This window comes from Saccharopolyspora rhizosphaerae, from assembly GCF_003931915.1.
GTDB lineage: Bacteria > Actinomycetota > Actinomycetes > Mycobacteriales > Pseudonocardiaceae > Saccharopolyspora > Saccharopolyspora rhizosphaerae.
In genome coordinates this window covers 242106-267420 of the sequence record NZ_RSAA01000008.1, presented here as the reverse complement: position 1 = coordinate 267420, position 25315 = coordinate 242106, and the positions used below count along the sequence as shown (strand labels likewise).

Annotated in this window: 18 protein-coding genes and 1 pseudogene; 12 read left to right on the top strand and 7 right to left on the bottom strand. The window is 66.2% G+C overall.

Annotation, left to right across the window (positions count from 1 at the left end; genetic code table 11):
- Positions 1–461: 461 nt before the first annotated feature.
- Positions 462–887, bottom strand: a complete 426-nt coding sequence (locus EIL87_RS10405) for a general stress protein (protein WP_233576147.1) — start codon at positions 885–887, stop codon at positions 462–464.
- A 697-nt stretch (positions 888–1584) separates the two neighbouring features.
- On the opposite strand from EIL87_RS10405, the gene EIL87_RS10400 reads away from it, so the two are divergent.
- From EIL87_RS10400 to trxA, 5 genes are all read left to right on the top strand, one after another.
- Positions 1585–2082: an inorganic diphosphatase gene (locus EIL87_RS10400; RefSeq protein ID WP_125090002.1), complete on the top strand. Its 498-nt coding sequence runs from the start codon at positions 1585–1587 to the stop codon at positions 2080–2082.
- Between the two features lie 351 nt (positions 2083–2433).
- A complete protein-coding gene (locus EIL87_RS10395; RefSeq protein ID WP_233576161.1) occupies positions 2434–3057 on the top strand; it encodes an STAS domain-containing protein in 624 nt (207 codons plus the stop codon).
- Positions 3058–3649: 592 nt separating this feature from the next.
- Positions 3650–5365, top strand: a complete 1716-nt coding sequence (locus EIL87_RS10390; protein WP_125090001.1) for an FAD-dependent oxidoreductase — start codon at positions 3650–3652, stop codon at positions 5363–5365.
- Between the two features lie 171 nt (positions 5366–5536).
- Positions 5537–6817, top strand: coding sequence for an FUSC family protein (locus tag EIL87_RS10385; protein WP_233576160.1), 1281 nt, complete (start codon positions 5537–5539; stop codon positions 6815–6817).
- Positions 6818–7012: 195 nt separating this feature from the next.
- On the top strand, positions 7013–7393 hold the full coding sequence (trxA, locus tag EIL87_RS10380) for a thioredoxin (protein ID WP_233576145.1): 381 nt from the start codon (positions 7013–7015) through the stop codon (positions 7391–7393).
- 61 nt (positions 7394–7454) lie between these two features.
- Here trxA and EIL87_RS10375 read toward each other — a convergent pair whose 3' ends face one another.
- Positions 7455–9152 (bottom strand): PucR family transcriptional regulator, encoded by a 1698-nt coding sequence (locus tag EIL87_RS10375; protein ID WP_125089998.1) that lies wholly within the window; start codon positions 9150–9152, stop codon positions 7455–7457.
- A 772-nt stretch (positions 9153–9924) separates the two neighbouring features.
- Here EIL87_RS10375 and dnaK point away from each other — a divergent pair.
- The 5 genes from dnaK to clpB are packed head-to-tail and all read left to right on the top strand — an operon-like array spanning position 9925 to position 16110.
- Complete coding sequence (dnaK, locus tag EIL87_RS10370) at positions 9925–11799, top strand: molecular chaperone DnaK (protein ID WP_125089997.1); 1875 nt, start codon at positions 9925–9927, stop codon at positions 11797–11799.
- An 8-nt stretch (positions 11800–11807) separates the two neighbouring features.
- The gene (locus EIL87_RS10365) at positions 11808–12209 is read left to right on the top strand and encodes a nucleotide exchange factor GrpE (protein WP_125089996.1); all 402 of its coding nucleotides are present in this window, start codon (positions 11808–11810) and stop codon (positions 12207–12209) included.
- 6 nt (positions 12210–12215) lie between these two features.
- The gene (locus EIL87_RS10360; RefSeq protein ID WP_125089995.1) at positions 12216–13121 is read left to right on the top strand and encodes a DnaJ C-terminal domain-containing protein; all 906 of its coding nucleotides are present in this window, start codon (positions 12216–12218) and stop codon (positions 13119–13121) included.
- Positions 13118–13489, top strand: a complete 372-nt coding sequence (locus tag EIL87_RS10355; protein WP_325049439.1) for a chaperone modulator CbpM — start codon at positions 13118–13120, stop codon at positions 13487–13489. Before EIL87_RS10360 ends, EIL87_RS10355 begins: the two co-directional genes overlap by 4 nt.
- Positions 13480–16110 carry an ATP-dependent chaperone ClpB gene (gene clpB / locus EIL87_RS10350; RefSeq protein WP_125089993.1) on the top strand — a complete coding sequence of 877 codons (2631 nt, stop codon included), beginning with the start codon at positions 13480–13482 and terminating at the stop codon, positions 16108–16110. Before EIL87_RS10355 ends, clpB begins: the two co-directional genes overlap by 10 nt.
- Before the next feature lie 550 nt (positions 16111–16660).
- Here the strand turns inward: clpB and EIL87_RS10345 are convergent.
- Positions 16661–17683, bottom strand: coding sequence for an alcohol dehydrogenase catalytic domain-containing protein (locus EIL87_RS10345; RefSeq protein WP_125089992.1), 1023 nt, complete (start codon positions 17681–17683; stop codon positions 16661–16663).
- Positions 17684–17959: 276 nt separating this feature from the next.
- On the opposite strand from EIL87_RS10345, the gene pgm reads away from it, so the two are divergent.
- Positions 17960–19600 (top strand): phosphoglucomutase (alpha-D-glucose-1,6-bisphosphate-dependent), encoded by a 1641-nt coding sequence (gene pgm / locus EIL87_RS10340; RefSeq protein ID WP_125089991.1) that lies wholly within the window; start codon positions 17960–17962, stop codon positions 19598–19600.
- 259 nt (positions 19601–19859) lie between these two features.
- Here pgm and EIL87_RS10335 read toward each other — a convergent pair whose 3' ends face one another.
- Both EIL87_RS10335 and EIL87_RS10330 read right to left on the bottom strand, forming a co-directional pair.
- Positions 19860–21236 (bottom strand): APC family permease, encoded by a 1377-nt coding sequence (locus EIL87_RS10335; protein WP_125089990.1) that lies wholly within the window; start codon positions 21234–21236, stop codon positions 19860–19862.
- Positions 21237–22130: 894 nt separating this feature from the next.
- A complete protein-coding gene (locus EIL87_RS10330; RefSeq protein WP_125089989.1) occupies positions 22131–22463 on the bottom strand; it encodes an ArsR/SmtB family transcription factor in 333 nt (110 codons plus the stop codon).
- 139 nt (positions 22464–22602) lie between these two features.
- On the opposite strand from EIL87_RS10330, the gene EIL87_RS10325 reads away from it, so the two are divergent.
- Positions 22603–23724 (top strand): NADH:flavin oxidoreductase, encoded by a 1122-nt coding sequence (locus EIL87_RS10325; RefSeq protein ID WP_125089988.1) that lies wholly within the window; start codon positions 22603–22605, stop codon positions 23722–23724.
- A 284-nt stretch (positions 23725–24008) separates the two neighbouring features.
- On the opposite strand, the gene EIL87_RS10320 is transcribed toward EIL87_RS10325, so the two are convergent.
- Positions 24009–25067, bottom strand: a complete 1059-nt coding sequence (locus EIL87_RS10320) for an ABC transporter substrate-binding protein (protein ID WP_267898837.1) — start codon at positions 25065–25067, stop codon at positions 24009–24011.
- Positions 25045–25269 (bottom strand): annotated as a pseudogene (locus EIL87_RS27700) (ABC transporter substrate-binding protein); the annotation flags it as partial. The gene EIL87_RS10320 and the pseudogene EIL87_RS27700, both read right to left, overlap by 23 nt.
- Between the last annotated feature and the right edge of the window lie 46 nt (positions 25270–25315).

Below are 25315 nucleotides of genomic sequence, written 5' to 3'. Positions count from 1 at the left end.
ACTCGCCCTCCGCTACGAAGCCACCGTGCACGTCGCCACCATCGACATCTGGCTCCGCAGCCTCACCAAGATCGGTTCCTAAACAGCTCCTAGCGCGCCAGGAGCCGATCTGCACGTCGTTGGCGAGTCGTGACTACCCGGGGCGGCAACGTGGCGAGTCGTTGACGATCAGCGCTGACCGGCACGTGGGCTGTCGCGAACACCTAGCGCCTGCGCGGCGAAGACACGATGTGTCGGTCAACAGCCCGGGCAGCCGGAGTCTTGGCGTGTCTGCATCGTTTCGCCGATTGCTCGACCACCTGAGGTTCGAGGGCGAGACAGCGGTGTTGTTGCGGGAACTGCGCACAAGTTCGGGGTTTGATCGCCAGATCGATCAGCAGCTGGCCGAGGACCGGTCGATAGGGGCGTTTGGCTGGCTGGTTCCGCGGCGAGTCGCGTACGCCAGCGACGAAGTGGTTCAGTCAGGACGGTGGGCCCGTGACATCACCCGACGTGCCTTCCCGCTGCTGGAGGAGCCGAGCGGCTTCGTCAGCGACTTCGGTGTCGACGAGGACCTCGTACCGGCTCGGCACCATGTGCTGCACCGCGGTGAAATCTCTGCGTCCACCTTGCAGAGCGTAGGTCACCAAGCTGATCACGGCTCCGACGATGGCGCCGAATACGAGTCCGTACACGGCCAGCGTCAGGCTGGTCAACAGCGGCTCAATCCAACTGAGCAAACCAAAGATCCAGCCGATCAGCACGCCGGTCACCGCACCGCTGCTAGCGCCGTGCAGCGCGGCCCGCCCGTAGCTCATCCGGCCGACCACCTGTTCGACGAGCTTGACGTCGTGACCTACGATCGCGACCCGTTCCACCGGGAACTGCTGGTCGGCGAGGTAGTCCACCGCGTTCTCAGCTTCCCCGTACGTGGCGTACGAGGCCGCCGGTCTGCGTGCCGGTTTGTCGACGGGTGAGGACTCCCCGGCATCTGGGGAGGGCGGTTGTTGGGTCATCGTCGACTCCTTGATCTCGGCCCGCGCGTAAGGTTGGCAACCTCGACGCGCTGCCAGGCGGGGATCATTCGCTCACAGCGACGTGCAGCGAACATCTCTGTCGGAGGAAGCGTCGGGCTGGGACGGCGATTCCGAGCCGACTCCCGACACCATGTCAAACCTTGGCCGGTCAGCGCGTGCGCACCGGGGGACGAAATCCGTGCTGCGATTGGGCCGCCGGGATGAAGTGTCTTCGGAGCACCGCGACTCCTGCTGGGTGCCGATTCGTGGTTTTGGGCGTGGGTCTTGTTGTTGTAGAAATCCTCGCTCACTGGGGGAGGGGATGCGCCGGCGAACGGAGCATTGCTAAGGCTTCGAAGTCGCGCAGCCCAGTTGCCTACCGAGGGGGTAGCGCGCCGACTGCGCGCTGGGCGTCGACCCCGACCGCTTCACCATCAGGACAGCCCACGCGAAGCCCTTACCTGGTTCCACCCGGATCGTCGCGGGCACCAACGGCTGCTAGTTGGTGCGAAGTACGACGTCGTTGCGTCTGGATCCCGGACAGCGTTTCCTGAAGGGCGCGAGCCGACTTGCACCGTCGGGAGGCATCATGGAACTCGACGTCGTAGTGGAAACACCGATGGATTCTCGCAACAAGTACGAGATGGATCAGGGGCTCGGTCGGATCCGCTTGGACCGGACGCTGTTCACCGCCATGCAGTACCCGGCGGAGTACGGATTCGTACCGAACACCCTTGCTGAGGACGACGAACCACTGGATGCGCTCGTGCTGGCCGCGGAGCGAACCTTCCCGGGCTGTCACATCACCTCGCGAGTCGTCGGGGTGTTCTGGATGCGTGACCAGAACGGCCCGGACGCGAAACTGCTGTGCGTCCCTGGGAACGACCCACGCCAGCAGCACGTCGAAGAGCTCGGGGACCTGCCGTGGCACCTGGTCGAAGAGATCGCTCACTTCTTCGCGGTGTACAAGGAGATCGAGCCTGGCAAGTGCTCCGAGGTGCGGGGGTGGCAGGACCGGGCGTTCGCTGAACAGGTCGCGCGTGAAGCCTTCGCCCGCTTCGGGGCTGACGAGGTCGGGTCGATGTAATCCCATCCCGTGGTGGGACGGTCGTGCTGGAGTCAGTGTTTCGACAGACAGGAACGCCGGAAGGCGGAGCGTGACGAACGCTTCTAGACCCATCACGAAGTGTCCCAGCGACTCGATAACGCCATGGACGCACCCCGCCCGGAGGGCCGGCGTTCTGGAGTGCTGAGGCCAGAGGAACGACCAGGACCACCGCGGCAAGAGTCACCTCCCACGAACACGATGATGTCGTCCGCGATCACGCTCCGGACCGCCTGATCTTTGGCGGATCGTCCCGCGGGGGCAGGCAGGGGGAGGAAAATTGCTTCTCCCAAGTCGAAGTGATCGTGAGAGCTGTGGAGGACGATCGTGCTCATGGTCACTCGACGACCCTTGCGCCCGGACATGGCAAGCGAACCGCTGGTGCGACCAACCAGCCTGCATCCCGACCTGTGGCGCCGCGCTGCGCTCGCCGTACTGGAGGACTTGGTCGGACGTGCTTCTGTGGTCGCCGCCGATGAGGAGGACATGACGATCAACTCGGTGCAGCGCGGTGCCCATTACACCGTGGTGACGGTCAGCGGTCCCGTCGACCTCAGGGCTGCGCGGCAGCTGGCGGCGCACCTCACAGGGCTGCACAACGCCGGAGCACACCACGTGGTGGTGGACCTGTCGCGCGTCACGAGCCTGGACGAGAACCTCCTCGGTGTGCTGCGTCGGGTCGAGGCGGAGGTGGTTGCGCGCAACGGCGTCTTCGAGCTGATGGGCCTCGAGCCGAACATGCTTCACGCCATGGAGGACGAGCCGCTGTCGGAGGTCTTCACGCTCTACCGCGCCGCCCTGGAGGAGACGGGGTCTGAGGCCGCGTCGTGGGCGGCGTTGCGATGCCCGCAGGGGTTGGCAGAAGTGCCTGAGCCTCGCACGGCGCGGCGGCACCGCAGAATTTTCGACGTGGGCGCCCGGCCGAAGGGAAGCTGGGGTTCGAGCGCAGCGGAGTAGGTCGGTGCCTGGCTCGTCCCGCAGAACGTTTCGGGGTACGGGTCGAGGGGTGGGATGACCAGGCGGCTTGAAGGCGTGCCCATGCGGTGGCGGCGGATTCGAGGCCTGCGCCGAGGCGAAAGCGGGACTGAGTTGCAGGGCTTGTCCGAGCTGTCCCTGGTGGCTGGCACGTAGGACTCGGAACGTGCCCGTATCGACCTGCAGTGACAGTCAGCGGAGGCGTTCTTGGAACTGCGGGGCCGAGGTCGGGTAGTGCGGTGGTCGGCACGATGGTTGCGACGGTCAGTTCAACTCCGCGGGGACGACCGCCCTCAGAGCCGGCTGCGGATGAACCTGTTGTGCACGTACGACCGGTGGTCGGACGAAGTAGTGGAAGTTGCGAGGAATGCTTGCGAGTCACATCGCTGCGGGTGGATCTCCGGCTGCGCTTGATCGCACGCAGGTCGGCCCCGGTGATCCCAGCACGCGCCTGAGGCGGGCACGCTCATCGTCCGAGGGCGTACTCCTCGTCTGGGCGGAGCCCGGTGAGGTCCGGTGCTGGTGTTGTGTCGACACGACATTCGTCTGATCGAGGATCGGCAGCGGGGGGACCATGAACATCGATGTTGCAGCGGAGACACCAGACCTGCACGGAGCGTACCCGCGGCTGAGCGACGAGCAGATCGCCCGCCTCGCTACCCGCAGCGAGCGCAGACCAACCCAGCGCGGTGACGTGCTCTTCGAGGAAGGACAGCGCGTCCACGAGTTCTTCGTAATCCTCGCTGGCAAGGTCGCGGTCGTCGAAGGGTACGGCGGACGGGAGGAGCACGTCCTCCGAGTGCACGGTGCCGGCCGTTTCCTCGGTGAGCTGGGATTGTTGGCGCGACAAGCATCGCCGCTCACCGCCGTGGTCGCGGAACCTGGCGAGGTCCTCGCGGTCCCGGTGGACTGGCTGCGGGAGGTGGTGCAGCAGGACGCGGTGCTCGGAGACCTGATCCTGCGGGCGTACCTGATCCGGCGCTCGCTGCTGATCGGCCTCGGAGTCGGTTTCCGCATCGTCGGCTCCTGCTACTCCCCGGATGCACGGCGGCTGTGCGAGTTCGCGGCGCGCAACCGCCTGCCGTACCGGTGGACCGACGTCGAGCAGGACGAGCACGCGGAGCAAGTGCTGCGGCGGTTCGGCGTCGCGCCCTCGGAAACGCCAGTTGTCATCCTCCACGAGAACGTCGTCCTGCGTAACCCGAGCAACGCCGAATTGGCCGAAGCCCTTGGCTCGGGACGCAACACCTCTGAGGACATCTCCTGCGACCTGGCGGTCGTCGGCGCGGGTCCGGCCGGCCTTGCCGCCGCCGTCTACGGTGCCTCCGAAGGACTGAACACGACCGTGCTCGAAAGTCTTGCCACCGGCGGGCAGGCGGGAACCTCATCGCGGATCGAGAACTACCTCGGCTTCCCCGCGGGTATTTCAGGCGCGGAGCTTGCTGAACGAGCTGTTCTGCAGGCGGACAAGTTCGGCGCTCACGTCAACGTTCCTGTCGCGGCGAAATCCCTGAGCGTGCGAGACGGTCATTACGCCATTGGCGTCGAAGAGGGGCGCGACGTGACGTGTCGTGCGGTCTTGCTCGCAACCGGCGTTCACTACCGTCGGCTCCAGGTCCCGGGGATCGGGCCGTTCGAGGGAGCGGGCGTGTACTACGCCGCCACGTTGCACGAGGTGAGGATGTTTCGATCCGATCCCGTGGTGGTTGTCGGCGGAGGCAATTCCGCAGGGCAGGCGACGGTCTTCCTCGCCGGGCACGCGGAGCGCGTGCACCTCGTGGTCCGCGAAGCCGACCTCGGCGAGAACATGTCCCGGTACCTCGTGGAACAGGTCGAGAACCACCCCCGTGTGGAGGTGATGAGGCACAGCGAGGTGTGCCGGGTGAACGGCACCAGGAGGCTCGACTCGCTGGTCGTGAAGGACATCCGGGACGGGACGCGGCGAACGGTGCCGACACGCGCTCTGTTCGTCTTCATAGGTGCGACGCCGTGCACGCGGTGGCTCAACCACGCGATCACCCTCGACGAACGCGGTTCCGTCCTCACCGGGTCCGATGTCATGGGGGTGACGGACTTGTGGCAGTACGCGGGTCGCCCGCCGTACTTGCTCGAGACCAGCCTGCCCGGGGTGTTCGCCGCGGGGGATGTGCGCAGCGGGTCCACCAGGCGTGTCGCCTCGGCGGTGGGCGAGGGTGCCATGGCCGTCCGCTTCGTGCACGAACACCTGGATCGCCCGGTGGGCACCACCCGTTCGTTGCGGGTGCCAGCATCGCAACCAGCGTCGTCGTGATCATGGCAGGGCTGCTCAGCACCGGCGCGGAGACGCCGTTCGCTGACGATACTGGGAGTGGTGGTGGCGGTGTCAGCCCGACGACCCGGGACGCCGGACGCGGAGCACGTCGGCGACCGATTCCGCGACGCTGGTGATACTAGGAGAAGGTGGTCTTCGGCCTTGGAGCGGGTGAAGGCCTTCGGAGCAACGCTGATCGGGTCTGGCCCGACCTCGGAAGGCGACTTGGTGCTGATCTCCAAGACGGCCGCCGCAGCGGGCATCGCCTGGGCGGTGGGCGGTCAGGTCACCGGCGCACCCAACCCGGTGCTGGCGCCGCTGGCTGCGGTGCTCGTCGTGGAGGCCACGATCTACCAGACCCTCCAGTCCGGGCTGCGCAGGGTCGTGGGTGTCGTGTTGGGCGTCCTGCTCGCTCTAGCGCTCGGGCGGTCGCTGGGCCTCAACGCTTGGAGCCTGACGTTCGTGCTCCTGCTGGCGCTCGTGGTGGGTCGGATGGCCAGGCTCGGCGGTCAAACGAGCCAAGTCGCGGTAAGCGCCCTGCTCGTGATGGCGATAGGCGACGCAGTGCCGGGTTACGCCCAGGAACGGGTCTACGAGACGCTGCTGGGAGCGCTCGTCGGGGTGTTGGTCAACGCGCTGATCGCTCCGCCTGTGCATGTGCACGCTGCGCGTGACTCACTCGCCGCGATGGCGCGGAAGCTCAGTCGACTGCTGGTTGACATCGGCGAGCAGCTCTCCCGTGAGGATGTGGTGTTCGCGCCTGCGAGAACCAAGGAGTTGTTGTGGACCGCTCGGGACTTCCACGACCAGGTGGCCGAAATCCGGCAACAGCTGGACCGTGCCTCCGAGAGCCTGCGCTACAACCCGCGCCGCAGCGTATTCGTGAGCCCCGCCCGCAAGCCTGCTCCAGCGGCACTGCTGGTGAGGGCGAAAGCAGCGACCGAAGCGGTCGACCACATCGTCGACCAGACCAGTGGAATCGCCCGAGCGTTGGCCGACATCGGAGAAGGTCGCGCTGGCGCCGACTGGGACACGGTCGTCGCCGCGAGGGTCGGGAAAGTGGTGACCAGCATCGGCAACGGGGTCGACACATGGTCACGGGCCCTGGTTGCCGACGACCCCGATGCTTCTGAACGACCGGGCGAGGAGCCGCCCCGGCAGCAGCTGATCCATGCCATCGAAGAAGCGCGTGCGCAACTGGCCTCGCTGAGCCAGCACATGGCTGCGCACGGCGGGGACACCGTCGGCTCGACGACCACGAGCTGGCTGGTCGTCGGCAGCGTACTGGCCGACCTTTCCCGGATCCTCGCTGAGATCGATCCGGTCGGCGGTGCGCACAGGACCGCCGTCTCGACGACACCGGCCGGTCGGTTGCACCTCCTCCGGCCCACGTTCTCCCGGCTGCGCCGCAAGCTGCGCGCTGCTCGTGGACGCCTTCGCCGTGGGGGGTGAGCAGGTTGCGTTCGTTTCACCGGGCTGGTTCTCGGCAGCGGATTTGGTCCTGCGGAGCGCTGGAACGTCGGTTCAGCAAGGGGCAAACTCGTGCTGGCATGCGCTTCCGGCGCAGATGCGAGGGAGCTTGGGGACAGCATGGAACCGCAGAAGATCCGATGCGAACATTGTGGACGCGTCAACCGGATACCGCCGGTGGGCGAGGGGCGGCCTACATGCGGTCAATGTCATCGGCCGATCCCGTGGATCGTTGAGGCCGGGGACGCCGACTTCGCGGAAGTTGCTGAGAAGTCGTCCCTGGTCGTGCTGGCCGACCTGTGGGCGCCGTGGTGCGGGCCGTGCAGGATGGTCAGCCCGGCTCTGGAGAAGGTGGCCAAAGAGCACGCCGGCCGGCTGAAGCTCGTGAAGGTCAACGTCGACGCTGCCCCGAAGACCTCGCAGCGGTTCACCGTGCAGGCCGTCCCGACTCTGCTCATGCTCGACAAAGGCAGGGTCATCGCACGCCAGGCCGGGGCGTTGCCCGAGCAGGCTCTGCGCGAGTGGGTCGAGCAGGGGATCGGCGCCAGCGCCTCCTGAGCCAGGGAGAACACGTTGATCTTCGACAGCACGGAAAGGCTTCTTGCGACATTCCCGGCGCTTAAGTCGCGTCGAGAATTCGCCACGCGCGGGTAGCAACGTGGAGGTTGAGACGGTTGTCAACCTCGTTGATGTCGATGCGCGAAATCTCCCGGATTCGACGAAGGCGGTATCGGAGGGTGCTCCGATGGATGACAAGCCCGTTGGCCGTGGCGTTGTAGTTCCCACCGCATTCGAGGTACTGCGACAGCGTACGTACCAGGTTCGAGTGGTGCCTGCGGTCGTATTCCAGGAGGGAGCCGATCCACTCTTGGACGAACGCTTCGATGCTGGCACCTCCGTCGCCTTCACCGAGGATGCGGTAGATGCCAAGTTCGTCGAAGAAGGTGATTCCGTTGCTCAGCCTCGACTGTTGTCGGATCCGAAGGGAACGCAACGCCTCCTGGAACGACCGCGCGAAATTCTCCGGCGACTCGCAGCGGCCCCCCACTCCGATCGCTCCACGGTCAGTGCCCATTCCGTCCGCCACTGCGCGGAAGAAGCTGGAGTCGGGTTGGCCGCAGCTGAACAAGACCACCATCCCAGGCCGGCGTGCCAGGAGGATGGACATGCCCAACTTCCGCGAGGCCTTCCGGGCAGCAGCCGCGAGTTTTTCCTCGGTGCGTCGACCGGGCCACCGCATGGCCACGGCGTGATGCGGGGCGTGGAGGTTGTGCCCCACCGCCTCGGACCGGGCGAAGACGCTCGGATCGTTCGTGCCGGCGATGAGGTCTTCGACGAGATCACGTCGCAACCGGAGCTCGATCTCGGCCAGGTTCCGGTCGTGACTCAGGCGCAGTCCAAGGGCCATGGCCGCGTGCTGCAGGGTGTACCTCACGTCGGGTCGGACCGTGGGGCCTGGAACGACCAGGACGACGACCCCCAGGATCTCGTGCCGTGATCGTGCCAAGGCAACAACGCAGCCTCGATCACGGGTCAGTCCGTCACAGATGGCCGCTTGTTGGAGAACTTCTTCCCGCCGCGCGTCCGGTTTCGGGTACGGATCGGGTCTCCCAGGACCCGCCCATGCCAGCAAGTTGCCGAAGCGGTCCTCGATGCCGACGGCGCATCCGGTCAGCTCGTGCACGGTGGTCGCGATCTCGTGCTCGCGGCCGTCAGAAGCCACGATGTGCGTGAAGGCGTCATGGATGGTCTGGCGGTGCTGCATGTCTGCGACCGCCTCTTGGAGACGCTGGTTCATCACCGAGAGTTCATCGCTCAGCCGGCCTAGTTGCAATGAGTGCTCGCGTTCGCTCTGGTGCAACCACGCGTTCGCCACGGCTGCACCCGTTTGTTGAGCGAGAGCGCTGAGCAGCAACAGCTCGTCGAGGCCTGGCGCGGCCTTCGCCGTGACCACGAGATAGCCGCTCCTTCCACCCGAGTCCTTCAGGCAGAAGGCCCGCGCCCATGTCGCCCCTGGTACCGCGACGGAGCCGTCCTCGTCGTCCAGGGCGCCGAGCTGTTCGACCAGCTCGCTGGGCGGACCGTGCTCGTCGCCGACGAACTCGATCATTTTCTGATCACGTTGCAGGTAGGCGGACAGGGCTCGGTAGGGGCCGAGGGTAGGCACCGACTCCATCGCCAACCGCAGGATTTCCGCCTGATCACGGCGTTGGAACATCCTTATCGAGAGCTGGAACAGGCAGTCGAAGCCGGAACCGGTCCCTATCGCCCGACTACTGCTGTCCCGTGGTTCTGCAGGGATGTTCGGGTCTTCCATGGGAGCCCCCCCGACGGCTTCTCCTACGTCCCGCCACGTTACGCGCTGGTTCGGGTCTCACAACTCGTTCACGACGGCGTTGGGCGCCGCACTGAGGGGTGGCGCCCGGCCGAGCGGTTGCTTCGACAGGCCGAACCCTGGCGGGGATTTTGTCTCCGGGGATGGACGCGCCGCGTCTGCGTGAGCGGCAAACTGAACGCAGCGGACCAGGCGAGTTCGACAGCTCCTGGACGGGCTTGCACGTCGAACTTCCCGATCGGCCGCCGACAAGTGTCTGTGGACTGTGCCTGGCGGAGTCGGCAGGTCCGGAAATGGTGTTGCCCCCGCTCCAGTCCGATCGAGGAGTACCGCGATGACGCTGAATCGGTCCGACTCGTTCCACGAGTGGGCCAGGGAGGTCGCACAACCGTTCCGTGGTGCGCGCGCGTGGCAGCGGCCCACGCCCATGAAGGCCTTCCGCCGGAATGGTGGGGTTCTTCGGCGCGTGGGGCGTTCCAGGTGTGTCCCACGACGACGTGGACGTGGCGGTCGAACGTCCTGGGGTGAACGTCCGCGTTGTGGGGCGTCCAGTGCGCCGGAAGGCGATGAAGTGATCGTGGATGAGGGCCCGCAGGGCGGCTTCGGCCCAACCGTTCCTGGGCGAGAACCTCGATCCCGAGAATCTCCGCTACCGCGAAGTTGGCGTGCTGATGCTGCGAATTTCCGGCGGCTGAGGCGAGCAAGCGCGATCGGCAGTGCTTCTCGATCTGCTTTCGTTTGACAGGAGCTACTCATGGCTAAAGCAGTCGGTATCGACTTGGGTACGACGAACTCGGTGATCGCTGTGTGGGAGGGCGGTGAGCCCTCAGTCATTCCGAACGTCGAAGGCTCCCGAACCACGCCGTCGGTGGTCGCCTTCACCGATTCCGGGGAGCGGCTTGTGGGGCAGCTGGCACGCCGTCAAGCGATCTTGAACCCCAAGGGAACCATCTACTCCTCGAAGCGGTTCATCGGACGCCGGTACGAGGAGGTGACGAGCGAGGCCGACGCGGTCGGCTTCGACGTCGTCCCCGACGAGGACGGCAACACCCGCTTCGGGGTTCGGGGCAAGCAGTACGCGCCGGAGGAGATCAGCGCCCAGGTGCTGCGCAAGCTTGCCGACGACGCAGGTAAGTCGTTGGGCGAGCGCGTGACGGAGGCTGTCATCACAGTGCCCGCCTATTTCAACGACGCACAGCGCACCGCGACCAAGGACGCGGGTCGGATCGCGGGACTTGAGGTTTTGCGAATCATCAACGAGCCGACGGCTGCTGCGCTGGCTTACGGCATGGACAAGCGAAATCACGAGACGGTGCTGGTGTTCGACCTGGGTGGTGGCACCTTCGACGTCAGCATCCTCGACGTCGGTGACGGGGTGGTGGAGGTCCGCTCCACCGCCGGTGATGGCCACCTCGGCGGTGACGACTTCGACCGGAGGCTGGTCGACCACCTGGCTGACGACTTCCAGCGGGACAACGGGATCGACCTGCGCAACGATCCGCAGGCGTTGCAACGGCTCTTCGAGGCGGCGGAGAAGGCCAAGGTCGAGTTGAGCTCGGTGTCGCAGACGCAGGTGAGTCTGCCGTTCATCACTGCTGACGCCTCGGGACCGAAGCACCTGCAGACCTCGATCATGCGGTCCACGTTCGAAAAGCTGACCAGCGATCTCATCGACCGGTGCCTGGACCCGGTAAAGCAAGCGATGGGCGACGCGAAGATCAGCGAGAACGACATCGACGAGGTCATCCTGGTCGGCGGCTCAACTCGGATTCCGGCCGTGCAATCGCTGGTGCGGAAGCTGACCGGCGGCAAGGAACCCAACATGAGCGTCAACCCGGACGAGGTCGTCGCGCTGGGGGCTGCGGTGCAGGCGGGCGTGCTCAAGGGAGACGTGCAGGACGTGCTGCTGCTCGACGTCACACCGCTGTCGCTGGGCGTGGAGACTCGCGGTGGGGTGATGACCAAGCTGATCGAGCGCAACACCACGATCCCGGCGCGCCGCACCGAGGTGTTCTCGACCGCGGAAGACAACCAGTCCGCCGTGGACGTCGTTGTGCTCCAGGGAGAGCGTGAACGCGCGGCCGACAACCGCGTTCTCGGGCGGTTCCGGTTGGAGAACATCCGTCCGGCGCCGCGAGGGGAGCCGCAGATCGAGGTCACCTTCGACGTCGACGCCAACGGCATACTCAGCGTGACCGCGCGGGACAAGGACACCGGAGCGGAGCAAAGCATCACCATCAGCGACAGCTCCAACCTCGACAAGAGCGAAGTCGAGCGCATGGTTGCCGAGGCCGAGCGCAACCGCTCCGAGGACGAGCGGCTGCGTGCAGCGGTCGAGGCCCGCAACGAACTCGACTCGGCGGCTTACCAGGTCGAGAAGCGACTCGATGAGCTCGGTGACGCGGCCCCGTCGAACGAGCGGGCTCGCGCGGAGATGCTGATCAACGAGGCACGTGAGGCGGTGCAGAACGAGGCGCCGCCCGACCGGGTTCGTCCGCTGACGGACGACCTCCGGCAGATGTACCAGGGGTTGGCCGCGCAGACCGCTGCAGGGGGCGCCGGCTCCGGCAGCGGGACGCAGTCGGGCGGCGACGACGACGTGGTCGACGCCGACTTCGAACGGATGTGACGCGTGTGATGACCGCGTCCTCTTACGGGTTCCACCGTACTTTCGCTGACCGCGACGACCTGCGCGAGCCCCACGCTTACGAGCTGGAGAGGGGCTGGGCGGAAGGCCGGCTCGAGGTCACGGCGGCCTGGTTGCACCACTGGGAGTTGGGGCATGTCGACGTTGAGCCGAGTTCGATGATCGACGGGGTGCGAGCAGCCAACCAGCAGGCGGTGAGCCTGACGGTGCAGCTCGAACGCCGACGCCAGGGCGGGGTCGGTGTTCTGTTCGACCCGAGGTACCAGGAGGTGAACGACGCCGCGGAGGCACCGAACGCTGAACCCGGCGAGGTCGCGCACGTGTGGCGCCCGGGGTACGGCGAGGCCTGCGATCAGCCGGTCGTCGGGACCGTGAACCGGAAGCCGAGGTGATGTCGCATGGCGCGCGACTACTACGAGGTTCTCGGCGTGTCCCGCAACGCGAGCAGCGACGAGGTGCAGCAGGCCTACCGCAGGCTCGCCCGCCGCTACCACCCCGACATCAACTCCGATCCGGAGGCCGAGGAACGCTTCAAGGAGATCAACGAGGCCTACAGCGTGCTGTCCGACCCCGAGACCCGCAAGCGGTACGACCGCTTCGGCCCGGACTTCCGGTCCATCCCGGAAGGCTACGAGGAGTGGGTCGGAGCCGGCCAGGGTGCGGGGCGAGGACGTGGCCGGGCAGGCGTGCGCGTGGAAGAGGGTTTCGGGGGGATCGATTTCGAAGACTTGTTCGGCAGCTTGTTCGGCGCGCGGGGCGCCGCCGGTCCGATCCCGGGGGCAGACCAGGAAGCCGAGCTGGAGCTCACCGTTGAGGAGGCCTACCACGGCGGCAAGCGTCAGATCACCTTGCCCGGTCCATCGGGTTCTCGCAGCTTCGAGGTGACGATTCCCCGGGGCGTGGTGGAGGGCCAACGCATCCGAGTGCCCGGGCAGGGGGCGCGCGGCGGAGGCAACCTCCGGGCGGGCGATCTCTACCTCGTGGTGCGCCTCGCGCCGCACAGCCGATATCGCGTGTCCGGGCGGGACATCTACGTCGATCTACCGGTTGCGCCTTGGGAGGCGGCGCTGGGCGCTACGGTGGCGCTCGCCACGCCGGGAGGCGAGGTGAAGGTCCGCGTGCCGCCCGGTTCGTCGAGCGGGAGACGGTTGCGGCTGCACGGGGAGGGCATGCCTTCCCCACGCGGATCTCCAGGCGACCTCTACGCCGAGGTCCGGATCGCGGTACCGCCGAAGCCGACGAACCGTGAGCGCGAGCTGTTCGAACAGCTCGCGGCGGAATCCACCTTCGACCCGCGGAGATGATGATGAGCACAGCTTCCACACCGAGCGGCACCAGCTCGCAGGGGAGGGCGGTCAGGTACCCGCTAGCCCGGCCGCATCGGTTGAGCCTGGAGACGACAGCTGCGCGAGCCGGCCTGCATCCGGATCTGGTCCGCCGTTTCGTGGCGTTGAGCCTGTTGGACGCTTCCCGCGACGTGCACGGCCGGTTGTGGTTCGACACCGAGGCTCCCGCTGCGCTTGCTCGGATCCAGCGCCTTCGGTGCGGCTTGTCGTTGAACTACGCCGCGATCGGCCTCGTGTTGGACCTGCTCGAACGGATCAGCCGGCTCGAGGCTCTCCTGCACGCGGCCGGTCGAACCGGTACCAGAGGTGATTCACGATGGACATGAACCGCTTGACGCAGAAGTCCCAGGAGGCGCTGCAGAGCGCGCAGAGCCTGGCGACGGAAATGGGACACACCGAGGTCGACGGTGAACACCTGCTGCTCGCGCTGCTGGACCAGGCCGACGGTGTCGTGGCGCGGGTCGTCGAACAAGGCGGCGGCGACCTGGTGGGATTGCGCGACGACGTGCGGGAAGCGCTGTCGCGCCGTGCCAAGGTGACCGGGCCGGGTGCCGCACCGGGGCAGGTGTACGTCACGCAGCGACTCTCCCGGTTGCTGGATGCCGCGGATCGTGAGGCCAAGCGCCTCAACGACGAATACGTCTCGGTCGAACATCTCGCGCTCGCGCTGATCGACGAGGGGCCTGCCGCCGATTCGGGTCGCCAGCTGGCCCGGCACGGGGTCACTCGGGAGGAGTTCCTCTCCGCGCTGAACCGCATCCGGGGGAGCCAGCGGGTCACCTCGGCGAACCCGGAGAGCGCGTATGAAGCCTTGGAGAAGTACGGCCGGGACCTGGTCGAGGAGGCCCGGCGCGGGATCCTGGACCCGGTCATCGGTCGGGACGCCGAGATCCGCCGCGTCATCCAAATACTGAGCCGCAAGTCCAAGAACAACCCGGTCCTCATCGGTGATCCGGGCGTCGGCAAGACGGCGATCGTGGAGGGGCTTGCCCAGCGGATCGTGCACGGTGACGTCCCCGAGGGGTTGCGGGACAAGACCGTTTTCGCTCTGGACATGGGGTCGCTGGTCGCCGGAGCGAAGTACAGGGGCGAGTTCGAGGAACGCCTCAAAGCGGTGCTGAACGAGGTCAAGGCCGCCGAGGGGCGCATCCTGCTCTTCGTCGACGAACTTCACACCGTCGTAGGCGCAGGTGCGACCGAAGGTGCGATGGACGCCGGCAACATGCTCAAGCCGATGCTTGCGCGAGGCGAACTCCACATGATCGGCGCGACGACGCTCGACGAGTACCGCAAGCACATCGAGACCGATGCCGCACTGGAACGGCGCTTCCAGATCGTCATGGTCGACGAGCCGAGCGTGGAGGACACCATCTCGATCTTGCGCGGTCTGCGGGAACGCCTGGAGGTGTTCCACGGTGTGAAGATCCAGGATGGGGCGTTGGTGACGGCTGCGACGTTGAGCCACCGCTACATCAGCGATCGTTTTCTCCCGGACAAAGCCATTGATCTAGTCGATGAGGCATGTTCCCGGCTGCGCACGGAGATCGACTCGATGCCCGCCGAACTCGACGAGCTCACCCGCCGCGTGACCCGCTTGGAGATCGAGGACGCCGCCCTGTCGAAGGAAACCGACCCGGCCAGCCAATCCAGGCTGGAGGAACTCCGCCGAGAACTGGCAGATCTGCGCGCTGAGGCTGACGCCAAGCACGCGCAATGGGAAGCGGAGCGGCAGGCCATCAGGCGAGTCCAAGAACTGCGCCAAGAACTGGAGCAGCTGCGGCGCGAGGCCGAGGACGCGGAGCGCCGGTACGACCTCAACCGCGCGGCCGAACTGCGGTACGGTCAGATCACTCAACTGGAGCGGAGGTTGGCCGCGGAGGAAGAGCAGCTCGCGAGCAAGCAGGGCGACCACCAGTTGCTCCGAGAGGTGGTCACCGGTGAGGAGATCGCCGAGATCGTGGCCATGTGGACGGGTATTCCGGTCGCGCGCCTGCAGGAGGGCGAGCGCGAGAAGCTGTTGCGCCTCGACGAGATCCTGCGCGAGAAGGTCATCGGCCAGGACGAGGCGGTGTCGCTGGTGACCGACGCGATCATCCGCGCCCGTTCCGGCATCCGGGATCCGCGCCGGCCCATCGGGTCGTTCGTGTTCCTGGGCCCCACCGGTGTTGGAAAGACGCAACTGGCGAAGACGCTCGCTGCGACGCTGTTCGACTCCGAGGAGAACATCATCCGTCTCGACATGAGCGAATACCAGGAGCGGCACACGGTCAGTCGGTTGGTCGGTGCGCCGCCTGGTTACGTCGGGTACGAGGAAGGTGGACAGCTCACCGAGTCCGTGCGGCGAAAGCCCTACTCGGTGGTCCTGTTCGACGAGATCGAGAAGGCCCACGCCGAGGTCTTCAACACGCTGCTCCAGGTCCTCGATGACGGACGGATCACCGACGCCCAGGGGCGCACCGTGGACTTCCGCAACACGGTCATCATCATGACCTCCAACATCGGGTCGGAGTACCTGCTCGAGGGCGTCGTGGGCGGCGAGATCAAACCGGACGCGCGTGATCGCGTGATGGCGGAGTTGCGGCAGCACTTCCGCCCCGAGTTCCTCAACCGAATCGACGACATCGTGCTGTTCCGGCCGCTGTCGCTGCCGGAGATCGAGCAGATCGTGGACCTGCAGTTCGACGACCTTCGCCGACGTTTGGCGGAACGGCGGATCACGCTCCAGGTGACCGAGGATGCTCGCCAGCTCATCGCCGAACAGGGGTTCGATCCTGTCTACGGCGCCAGGCCTCTGCGCCGCTTCATCGCGCACGAGGTCGAGACCAAGATCGGTCGGGCCCTGCTGCGCGGTGAAGCCCGGGAAGGCGGCATGCTGGGGGTGTCCGTCGACAACGACGAATTGCGGATTACCTACGAGGAAGGAGAACAGCCGGCACAGGCGGCTTGACGACGAGCGTGCACCTCGCAGAAGCGGATCGAAGAGGATGAATGCACGTTCCAATTCGCGGTGCGCGGGTTCTTCAGCTCGGGGTCGATCGCTGGGAAGGTACCGCAACCGCCAGGTTGAAGCCTCCTGCCACGAGGGAAGCTGCAGGCGGATCTCGTCGCTTGAACTTCACGGCCTTGCACCTCTAGGTGATGGGCAAGCGTAGACCTGCATCACGTCGCGCGAGTCGGTAGTCGCGGAGCCCTTCCCCATGCGGCACAGGTCGATGCACTTCTGGTTGAGGGACATCGTTCCCAGCGCTTGATACCGTTCTTCTCGGCGCGCATTCCGGCTGCATTTGGGAAGAACCGCTCGAACTTGGTCACTCTCTTGTGACGCCCATGTCGCTGGTCGGCGAGATGATGTCCGCTCGTCGTCCACGTCAACTTGAGGGCGGTCGATGTGTGGGGCTGTTGCACCGCAACGGAACCGCAAGGCTCCGCCATCCCGCTCGGGTCCGGCGGAGCGCATCCCTCGAATCAGCATTCTGCGGTTGAGGAGCAACTTCCTCTCATTCCAGGTCCGGGGAGAGCACCACCCAATCGGTTATCTGACCGGCCTTGAGGTTCGCGATGGCATCGCTAACGCCGTCCAGGCGGTAGACCGAGGTCGTGGTGCGAACCTTGCCCGCCGCGACGAGCCCCATCAGCTCGTCGAGGTCCTGGTGGCTACCGACCAACCTCCCCACGAGATGCGCCTGCAGGATTTCGTTGGTCGGCAATCTGATCCCGGCCCCGTAACCCGTGACGAAGTAGGATCCGGCCCTGCGCAGCAGGGCCAGTGCGGCAGCTCCGCTCTCATCGGTACCTAGGAAGTCGAGGACGAGGTGAGCGCCCCGGCCCCCTGTCAAATCGAGCACTGCGTTGATCCGCTGCCGTTCCGCCTCGGCGGTCGCCGGTGCCGCGGAACCACTGCGCTTCCCCCAGTCGGAATGGTCGACGATCACGGTCTCGTGCGGCGAGAGCGCTGTGGCGCACTGCAAACCTATCTGCGCCAGTGCATCTCCGCCGAGCACCACCACGCAGCCACCCGGCGGCACGACCGACAACGCGCTCTTCACCGCTTGGTACGCCGCGAGTCCGGCATCCGCGAACACCGCGATGCTCATGGGGTCCAGCGTGTGCGGAAGCTTGACCACGGCCATGGCGTTGGTCAGCACCAGTTCAGCCATGCCACCGTCCGAATCGATGCCGGGCGTGCGAGCACGTTCGCAGTGTCGGTCGTTCCCGGATCTGCACGCGCGGCACAGGCCGCAGTTGACCAACGGATGGAGGATGACCGCGTCTCCCGGAGCTACATTGGTCACGCCGGAGCCGATGTCGTACACCCAGCCGGCGCTCTCATGACCCAACGTGTACGGCAGGCAGGTGCCTGTCATCCCCACCCAGCGATCCTCGATGAGGTCGAGATCCGTGCGGCACAGTCCGGCGCCGCCGACCTTCACCAGGACGTCCAAGGGGGACGTCACCGCTGGCTCCGGGACTTCTTCGGCGACCGGCGGCTTCCCGTGTTCATGCAGGCGAACGGCTTTCATCGCGCACCACCTCGTCAAAGCCACGGTTGGGCAGTCCCGGGTGGGAGGTGCCGACCGAGCTGATGCCAGCATCACCGTCGCGCTGCGGGTCGCGCAAGCGGCGCCGACCTCACAGTGGTCAAACAGGACATGCCTGGAGGCAGGTGGTCGTGCAGGGCTGGGCCGCCGGTGCGCGTGGTGGGCGGACAACTGGTTCGCGGGGGAGAATCGTACGAGCGCGTGCTCTCCCATGGTGGATCGTGGTCACGCTGCGGTAGCCGGTGGAAGGGGTGTTCGATGGCCGTCCATCCGAGGGCGGGACAGCCTGCCGACCCGTCCGATCTGGTCGATGTCGCACGTTTGGTGACCGCCTTCTACGCCGAGCATCCCGACCCCACTGCACCTGAGCAGCGCGTCTCCTTCGGGACTTCCGGACACCGCGGTTCCTCCCTCACTCGGAGCTTCAACGAGGACCACATCCTGGCGATCAGCCAGTCGATCTGTGATTGGCGGTCTGCCCAGCGCCTCGACGGTCCACTGTTCCTCGTTCGGGACACCCACGCACTGTCGGAACCGGCTTTCGCCAGCGCGCTGGAGGTTTTCGCCGGCAATGACGTGGATGTGGTCGTGGATGCACGGCACGGTCACACACCGACACCTGCCTTGTCCCGGGCGGTCCTGTCGCACAACGCTGGTCGCACCAGTGGGGTCTCCGACGGGGTCGTCGTCACTCCGTCCCACAATCCCCCCACGGACGGCGGCTTCAAGTACAATCCGCCGCACGGCGGGCCCGCCGAATCCGCGGTGACGAGTTGGATCGCCAAGCGCGCTAACGAACTCCTGGTCGGCGAGTTGAAGGGAGTGCGCAGGGTCGGGCACAACCGCGCCAAAGCGGCCACGCACGCATACGACTTCGTCGATGCCTACGTGCGCGAGCTTCCTTCTGCAGTCGACCTCGACGCGATCCGCGCCTCCGGGATCGTTCTCGGCGTAGACCCGCTCGGCGGGGCCAGCGTCGCTTACTGGAACGAAATCGCGGACCGGTACGGGATCGACCTGACAGTTCAGCAGCACGTCGATCCGACGTTCCGGTTCATGACGCTGGACTGGGACGGCAAGATCCGCATGGACTGCTCATCACGATACGCAATGGCATCCTTGATCGACAGGCGTGCCGACTTCCAGATCGCTGTGGGCAACGATGCGGACGCTGACAGGCACGGGGTGGTCACTCGCGAAACCGGACTGCTCGAAGCGAACCACTACCTAGCGGCTTCGATCCACTACCTTTTCGGACACCGGCCCGATTGGTCATCCGGTGCAGCGGTTGGCAAGACGTTGGTCAGCTCTCGGTTGATCGACCGGGTGGCCGAGCACCTGGACCGGGGACTGGTCGAGGTCCCGGTGGGGTTCAAATGGTTCGTCCCCGGTCTGTTGGACGGATCGATCGCCTTCGGAGGCGAAGAAAGCGCGGGAGCTTCCTTCCTCCGGTACGACGGTGGCGTGTGGACCACTGACAAGGACGGAATACTCATGGGCTTGCTGGCGGCGGAGATCTCCGCAAGGACCGGAGCATCGCCCGACGAGCTGTACCGAAGGCTCGCCGATCGATTCGGCGACCCCAGCTATGCTCGCATCGAATCACCGGCAACCCGGGAGGAGAAGGCGCGTCTATCGGCGTTGTCGCCGGATGCCGTACGTGCGAAGGACCTCGGGGGTGAGCCCATCACGGCGCTGCTCACCACCGCTCCGGGTAACAACGCACCGATAGGCGGGCTGAAGGTCGAGACCGAGTCCGGCTGGTTCGCGGCTCGGCCTTCCGGTACGGAGGACGTGTACAAGATCTACGCGGAGAGCTTCCAGGGCCCGGAGCACCTCACGCGCATCCAAGATGAAGCGGTACAGGTGGTTTCCGCCGCTCTGCGCTCCGGTGATTGAAGCCGTGCAAGCGGAAAGATTCGCGAGGACGAGGTTCGCACACGCGGCGAAGCCCTTCGGAATCCCAGTAGCGGGGGAGAGATGCCGGCGCAGTTGCCTTGCTACCCGCGTCCTCGCCACTCGAGAGGGAACGGGGTGTCGACCACAGCGTTTGACTCGACGAGCTGATACGAGCTGATTCGGCGGTCTTGCGAAGATCTTGAGAAGACGCAGTGGTTGAGCTTCTGCGGGACTTCGCTCGTAGTGATCGTTGACGGAATCAACTGCTCATGCGCTCGACGTTGAACCGCGTCCTGCCGGTGACGAAGTAGTTGACCAACCAGAAGACCAGACCGATGCCCAGCAGGGCTCCGGCGATCAGGTACTCGCTGACCGGACGGCCCGAGAGTGGGCTGGCGAGGAAGAGGCAGCTTGCAGCGCCCAGCACGGGTACCCATGTAGGGGCTGTGAAGTGCGGATGTTCGACCTTCTCACGACGCAACACGAGAACCGCGACGTTGACGAGGGCGAAAACGGCAAGGAGCAGCAATGACGTGGTGCTACCGAGGTCTTCGATTTCGAGCGAGCTCACCAGGGCGATGGCCAGGATGCTGGTGAACAAGATCGACACCCACGGCGTTGCCCTGGAGGTGTGCACCTTGCCGAGCTGTTTCGGGATCACCCCCTCGTTGGCCATACCGTAGAGGAGGCGGCTAGCCATCAACATGTTCATCAAGGCTGTGTTGGTGACCGCGGACAGTGCGATGATCGAGAATATCACCGGTGGGAACCAAGGCACGGCAGTCTTCACCACCAGGAGTAGCGGGGCATCAGTGTTCTTGAGCTCCTCGGTCGGGACCAGAGTGGCCGTGAGCAGGGCGACCGCAAGGTAGATCGCTGCGGTGATGCTCAACGCCAGCAGGACTGCCCTCGGGAAGGTCCTGGTCGGGTTCTTGGTCTCCTCGGCCATGTTGACCGAGTCCTCGAAACCGACCATGGCGAAGAACGCCAGAGCGGTGGCCGACGTGATCGCGAGCAGTGGTCCGCCCTCGTTGTTGAACTGCGTCAACCTCGCAGGGGTGGGGTTGAACACCGGATCGCTGCTGCCGAGAACCAGCGCGTAGACCCCGGACAAGATCACGATCGCCAGCCCGCTCAACTCGACGCAAGTCAAGACCACGTTCGCCTTCACGGACTCGCTGACACCGCGCAAGTTGATGGCCATGAGCACGAGGACGAAGCCGATCACGATCGGCAAGCTGGGTATGTGTCCGACGAGCTCTTCCAGGTATTCGCCACCAAAGGCCTGGGCTGCCGCTGAGGCCGACGTGATACCGGAGCACATCACCGTGAACACGACCATGAAGGTCACGAAGGGCACACCGAACGCGCGGTGAACGTAAAGAGGGGCGCCCCCCGCCCTCGGGTACTTGCCCACCAGTTCCAGGTAACTGCACGCGGTGAGGAATGCGACGACGAACGCCAGCAGGAACGGTGCCCACAGAGCACCGCCGACCCTGCCTGCGACCTTCCCGGTCAGCGCGTAGATCGAGGTACCGAGGATGTCGCCCACCACGAAGAAGAGCAGGAGCTTCGGCCCCAAAACCCTCTTGAGCGCAGGCCCTTGGGCGTTGCTGGGCGAGTCCTTGGCCGTCATGTCGTCGGCGCCGTCATGTCGTCGGCCATGTTCGACAGTGTGCAGCCGATGGCTGGGAAGCGCCCGGTGGTGCCTGTCCGCAACGCTCCCGGCTCGGTGGTCTGTCAGAGGGTTTTCGGCCCCGTGCTCGGATTCCAGGACGGGATTTGGTGCCCCGGGGGCGACGTTCGACCGAGGCCGGATGGGAGGGCAAACGTCGCCACGCGAGGCGATGCGGAATCGGCCGACAGTGAACTACGGTCCGGTTGGCCGTGGCGGCGCGGAGGTGGCCGCCAGGGCTGCAAGAGTTGAGGGCCGGCCGATTGCTGGCTGTGCAGCCGCCTGCCGTGGGGTCTGATTGCGACACCATGCGTCCACGAGGCGTCGTACGCGCGTGGTGCCGGGCGCTCTCGCCCGTGACCGAAGTTGTTCCAGAGCCATCAAGTTGCCATTGAGGTCGCTGGGATCAGAAGTGCCGATGTTGTTCCTGGGGGAGCTCGAATTCAGCTGTGGTTGGGCGAATGGCCGCGCTCCCTAGGTCTTGATCGCACCTCGTCGATGCTGTGATCGCTCGCAGCGCGCTGTTCACTGTCGTCGTTGATCCAACGTTGTGGCGGTGGTGAACGGCCCAGCCGTCAACGCTGCCGTGGGTGCTCACGCAGAGCGCGGTCTGACCGTCCGCCGGCAGAGCCCCAGCTGGCAGTTGCCGCTCGACTCACACCCGAGCGGCGATGTTGCGCATGTTCGGCGCCATCGTTGGCGCTGTCGAGCTTGAACCTCCACAGCTCGTGTGGGCGCTTCCGGCAGCGAGCTCGCCGGTCGACGCCGCAGTCCGAGCGCTTCTGCCCCGGGCGCCCGACGTGGTGGCTACGCGTACCGCGACTTTGAGTTCCGATCGAGCTGTGACGTCGGTGCCTACGCTGCCGTGAGGACGGCCGCCACCAAACCGGGGAACCGCTGTTCCAGCTCGCTGCTGCGGAGCTCGCTGTAGCGGGCCGTTCCCTGGTCGTACTGGGTGATGATGCCGTTCTCGCGCAGAACCTTGAAGTGATGGGTGGAGGTGGACTTGGACACCGCCAGGCCGAACGCTGCGCAGTTCATCGGCTGTTCGGCCTGCGCGAGCGCGCGAACGATGTCCAGGCGGACGGGCTCGCCGAGCGCGCGCAGCACCTGGTCCACGCCGATCTCGTGCAGCTCGGGCTGCGGGAGCGGCTTCGGGGCCGGGCGCTGAGGCGGATCGGTGAGCATGCGCACATTGTACGACAGCTGTCGTACATGAGGGCGAACGGTTTGTACGATGGTCTTCGTACTACTAGGTGAGTCGTACATCGTCGTGCGTCGCGATGCCGAGATTCGCCGCACCGAGCCCGAAGGATGGATCGCCACGATGAACACCGCATCTCCGCAGACCACCGCCGCGGAAGATCCCCTGTTCACGCCCGCCAAGATCGGCGGCGTAGCACTGGACAACCGCGCCGCGCTGGCTCCGATGACGCGGGTCAGCGCGAGGGAGGACGGCTCAGTCACCGACCGCAATGCGCGCTACTACGCGGGATTCGCCCGCGGCGGTTTCGGCCTGATCATCACCGAGGGAACCTACACCGACACGGAGCACAGCCAGGGCTATCTGGACCAGCCCGGCCTGGCGACCGCGGACCAGGAAGCGTCGTGGCGCCCGGTGGTCGAGGCCGTGCACGCTGAGAACAGCGCATTCTTCGCCCAGCTGATGCACGCCGGTTCCCAGAGCCAGGGCAACCGTTTCCGCCGGGAGACGGTGGGCCCCTCCGCGGTGGCTCCACGCGGCGAGCAGCTCGCGTTCTACCGAGGCGAGGGCCCGTTCCCGACCCCGCGACCGCTGGAGAAGGCCGAGATCGCCGACCTCCGTCGCGGCTTCGCCGCCGCGGCCCGCCGCGCCGCCTCGGCCGGCTTCGACGGTGTCGAGCTGCATGGCGCGAACGGGTACCTGATCGACGAATTCCTCACCGACTACCTCAACCAGCGTGAGGACGACTATGGGGGCGGGGTCGCCAACCGAGTGCTCCTGGCAGCGGAGATCTGCGACGAGGTGCTGCAAGCGGTGGGTTCGGAGATCGCGGTGGGCATCCGGATCTCCCAGTCGAAGGTCAGCGACGCCCACCACCGCTGGGCCGGAGGCGCCGAGGATGCCGAGTTCATCTTCAGCACGCTCGCCCGCACTGGACTGCACTTCGTGCACACCACCGAGTACCGGGCCAACGCTGCCGCGTTCGGCACCGGCCCCACCTTGGCCGAGCTCGCCAAGCAGCACAGCGGGCTGCCCGTGATCGCCAACGGCCAGCTCGAGGACCCGCGCACGGCCCGCTCTCTGCTCAACTCCGGGGCTGCCGACGTCGTTGCCATCGGCAAGGCAGCCCTCGCGCAGCACGACTGGCCACAGCGCGTTCAGGACGGCCGGGACATCGCCGCCGACCCCCACCCCGATGTCTTCAATCCGCTGGCCGACATCAAGGACTGGGAACTGGAACTCTGAAGCGCTGGCTCTCGTACGAGCCGCCTCACCGGGCGCGGCCACGTCGAGCTGGACGGAGAGCTCGGGTGTGGAAGTGATCGGCGCACAGCGACGGCCGGATTCGACGCGTGCCTGCCGACCTGCGGGGTCTCGGCGCTGACCCGTTCCCTCCGCGATGGGGGAGGGCAGCACGTGCGAACGACCGACGATCTCACTGGCGAGCCCGACAACGGCAGATCAGCTGGAGACGGGATCGCAGCGCCCGGAGCTCGTGCCGAGCAAGACCGCCGAGGTGCTGAACGCGTTCACCGCACGCCATGCGCAGCTGTCGGGCTGCGCGTCGGTGTTCGTCGATCGCTTCGCGGTGGGATCGGAACGCGGTCACGATGCGCTTTCACCGCGGAGTCGTCGGCGCTTTCGGCCGCTGCGGTACTTGCGGGACGGAGGCGTCGAGGCCTCAGCGAGGCGGGTGCATCCCGACCATCATCCGGTCTTGATGCGAAAGCCCCCGGGCTCTGCCTGGGCGACGTACATGTTCTGACGCATCGCGTGCGGGCCGGCTGACTCGACGGGGCCTCTGGCATCGTCATCCTGATCTCGCGCAACGCCTCTGCCACTCCGCGAACATCGCCGCGGCCGTTCCGGACAGCCGCGGCGTAGAGGGCGACCGCTTCGTAGACGGATTCGGACAGCGATGACAGCGGCGGCGCCCACCGGCCGTACTTACCTCGGTAACGTCCGAGGAGGGCTTTGTTCTCCGTCGTATCGAGGCCTTCGAAGTACCCCAGTGCTGCCCAGATCCCAGCGGCCGCGTCGTCACCGATGCGCTCTCTCGCGGACTCCTCCATGGCCAATGACAGCGTCGCCCATTTCGTCCGGAGACCGGCCTCCCACACTTGTCTCTCGAAGGCGACTTCATCCGCGCCGACCAGCGTCGAGAGCACGCAATCTGCACCGCTGCGCTCGATTTCCTCGATCACGCGTCCGAAGTCGAGGTGCCCGAGCTCCACGAACTCATTCCCGACGACTTGGCCGCCGACCTCCTCCAGCGCCCGGTGTCCAGCGGCGTGCGCGCCGTGGCCCCAGCGATAGTTGTTGCCGATCAAGTACCACCGGCGGCCGCCGCAGCTCGTCATGACCGAACGTGACGCCGCGCGGACCTGGTCGAGCGGGCGCTCGCCCCACCTCAACATGAGCTCGGATCCACCGCCCCCTTCGTTCAGCAGGCAATGGATCACGGGGCAACCCGTGTTCGCGAGCACCGAAGCCACTCCGGCGAAGCTGGCGCTGGTGACGCCGGCGATCACCGTTCGGCAACCGGCTGCGGCCCAGCCTCCGCGCTTCGAGGGAGGCCTGCTCGGCATCGGTTGCGTCGTCGCCGACGACCAGTTCCACGGGGTGTCCCGCCAAACCGCCGTCAGCGTTGATCTCCTCGACCGCGAGCTCCGCCATGTACTCCGAGGCGATGCTGAACACGGCGCCGGGGCCGGTTTTGCTCGTCACCAGACCGATGCGGTGGACGGAGTCGTCACGAGGCTGGGCAACGGCCCAACCACGGCGGCGCATCACCCAGTCGAGCCCGGCTCGATCCAACTCGCCGGTGATCGTGATA

Bases quoted from the DNA above. Each gene is read 5' to 3' on its own strand.
- EIL87_RS10400 (WP_125090002.1), top strand. From the start codon at position 1,585: ATGGAACTCGACGTCGTAGTGGAAACACCGATGGATTCTCGCAACAAG.
- EIL87_RS10395 (WP_233576161.1), top strand. From the start codon at position 2,434: ATGGTCACTCGACGACCCTTGCGCCCGGACATGGCAAGCGAACCGCTG.
- EIL87_RS10390 (WP_125090001.1), top strand. From the start codon at position 3,650: ATGAACATCGATGTTGCAGCGGAGACACCAGACCTGCACGGAGCGTAC.
- EIL87_RS10375 (WP_125089998.1), bottom strand. From the start codon at position 9,152: ATGGAAGACCCGAACATCCCTGCAGAACCACGGGACAGCAGTAGTCGG.
- dnaK (WP_125089997.1), top strand. From the start codon at position 9,925: ATGGCTAAAGCAGTCGGTATCGACTTGGGTACGACGAACTCGGTGATC.
- EIL87_RS10365 (WP_125089996.1), top strand. From the start codon at position 11,808: ATGACCGCGTCCTCTTACGGGTTCCACCGTACTTTCGCTGACCGCGAC.
- EIL87_RS10360 (WP_125089995.1), top strand. From the start codon at position 12,216: ATGGCGCGCGACTACTACGAGGTTCTCGGCGTGTCCCGCAACGCGAGC.
- EIL87_RS10355 (WP_325049439.1), top strand. From the start codon at position 13,118: ATGATGATGAGCACAGCTTCCACACCGAGCGGCACCAGCTCGCAGGGG.
- clpB (WP_125089993.1), top strand. From the start codon at position 13,480: ATGGACATGAACCGCTTGACGCAGAAGTCCCAGGAGGCGCTGCAGAGC.
- EIL87_RS10345 (WP_125089992.1), bottom strand. From the start codon at position 17,683: ATGAAAGCCGTTCGCCTGCATGAACACGGGAAGCCGCCGGTCGCCGAA.
- pgm (WP_125089991.1), top strand. From the start codon at position 17,960: ATGGCCGTCCATCCGAGGGCGGGACAGCCTGCCGACCCGTCCGATCTG.
- EIL87_RS10335 (WP_125089990.1), bottom strand. From the start codon at position 21,236: ATGACGGCCAAGGACTCGCCCAGCAACGCCCAAGGGCCTGCGCTCAAG.
- EIL87_RS10330 (WP_125089989.1), bottom strand. From the start codon at position 22,463: ATGCTCACCGATCCGCCTCAGCGCCCGGCCCCGAAGCCGCTCCCGCAG.
- EIL87_RS10325 (WP_125089988.1), top strand. From the start codon at position 22,603: ATGAACACCGCATCTCCGCAGACCACCGCCGCGGAAGATCCCCTGTTC.
- EIL87_RS10320 (WP_267898837.1), bottom strand. From the start codon at position 25,067: ATGCCGAGCAGGCCTCCCTCGAAGCGCGGAGGCTGGGCCGCAGCCGGT.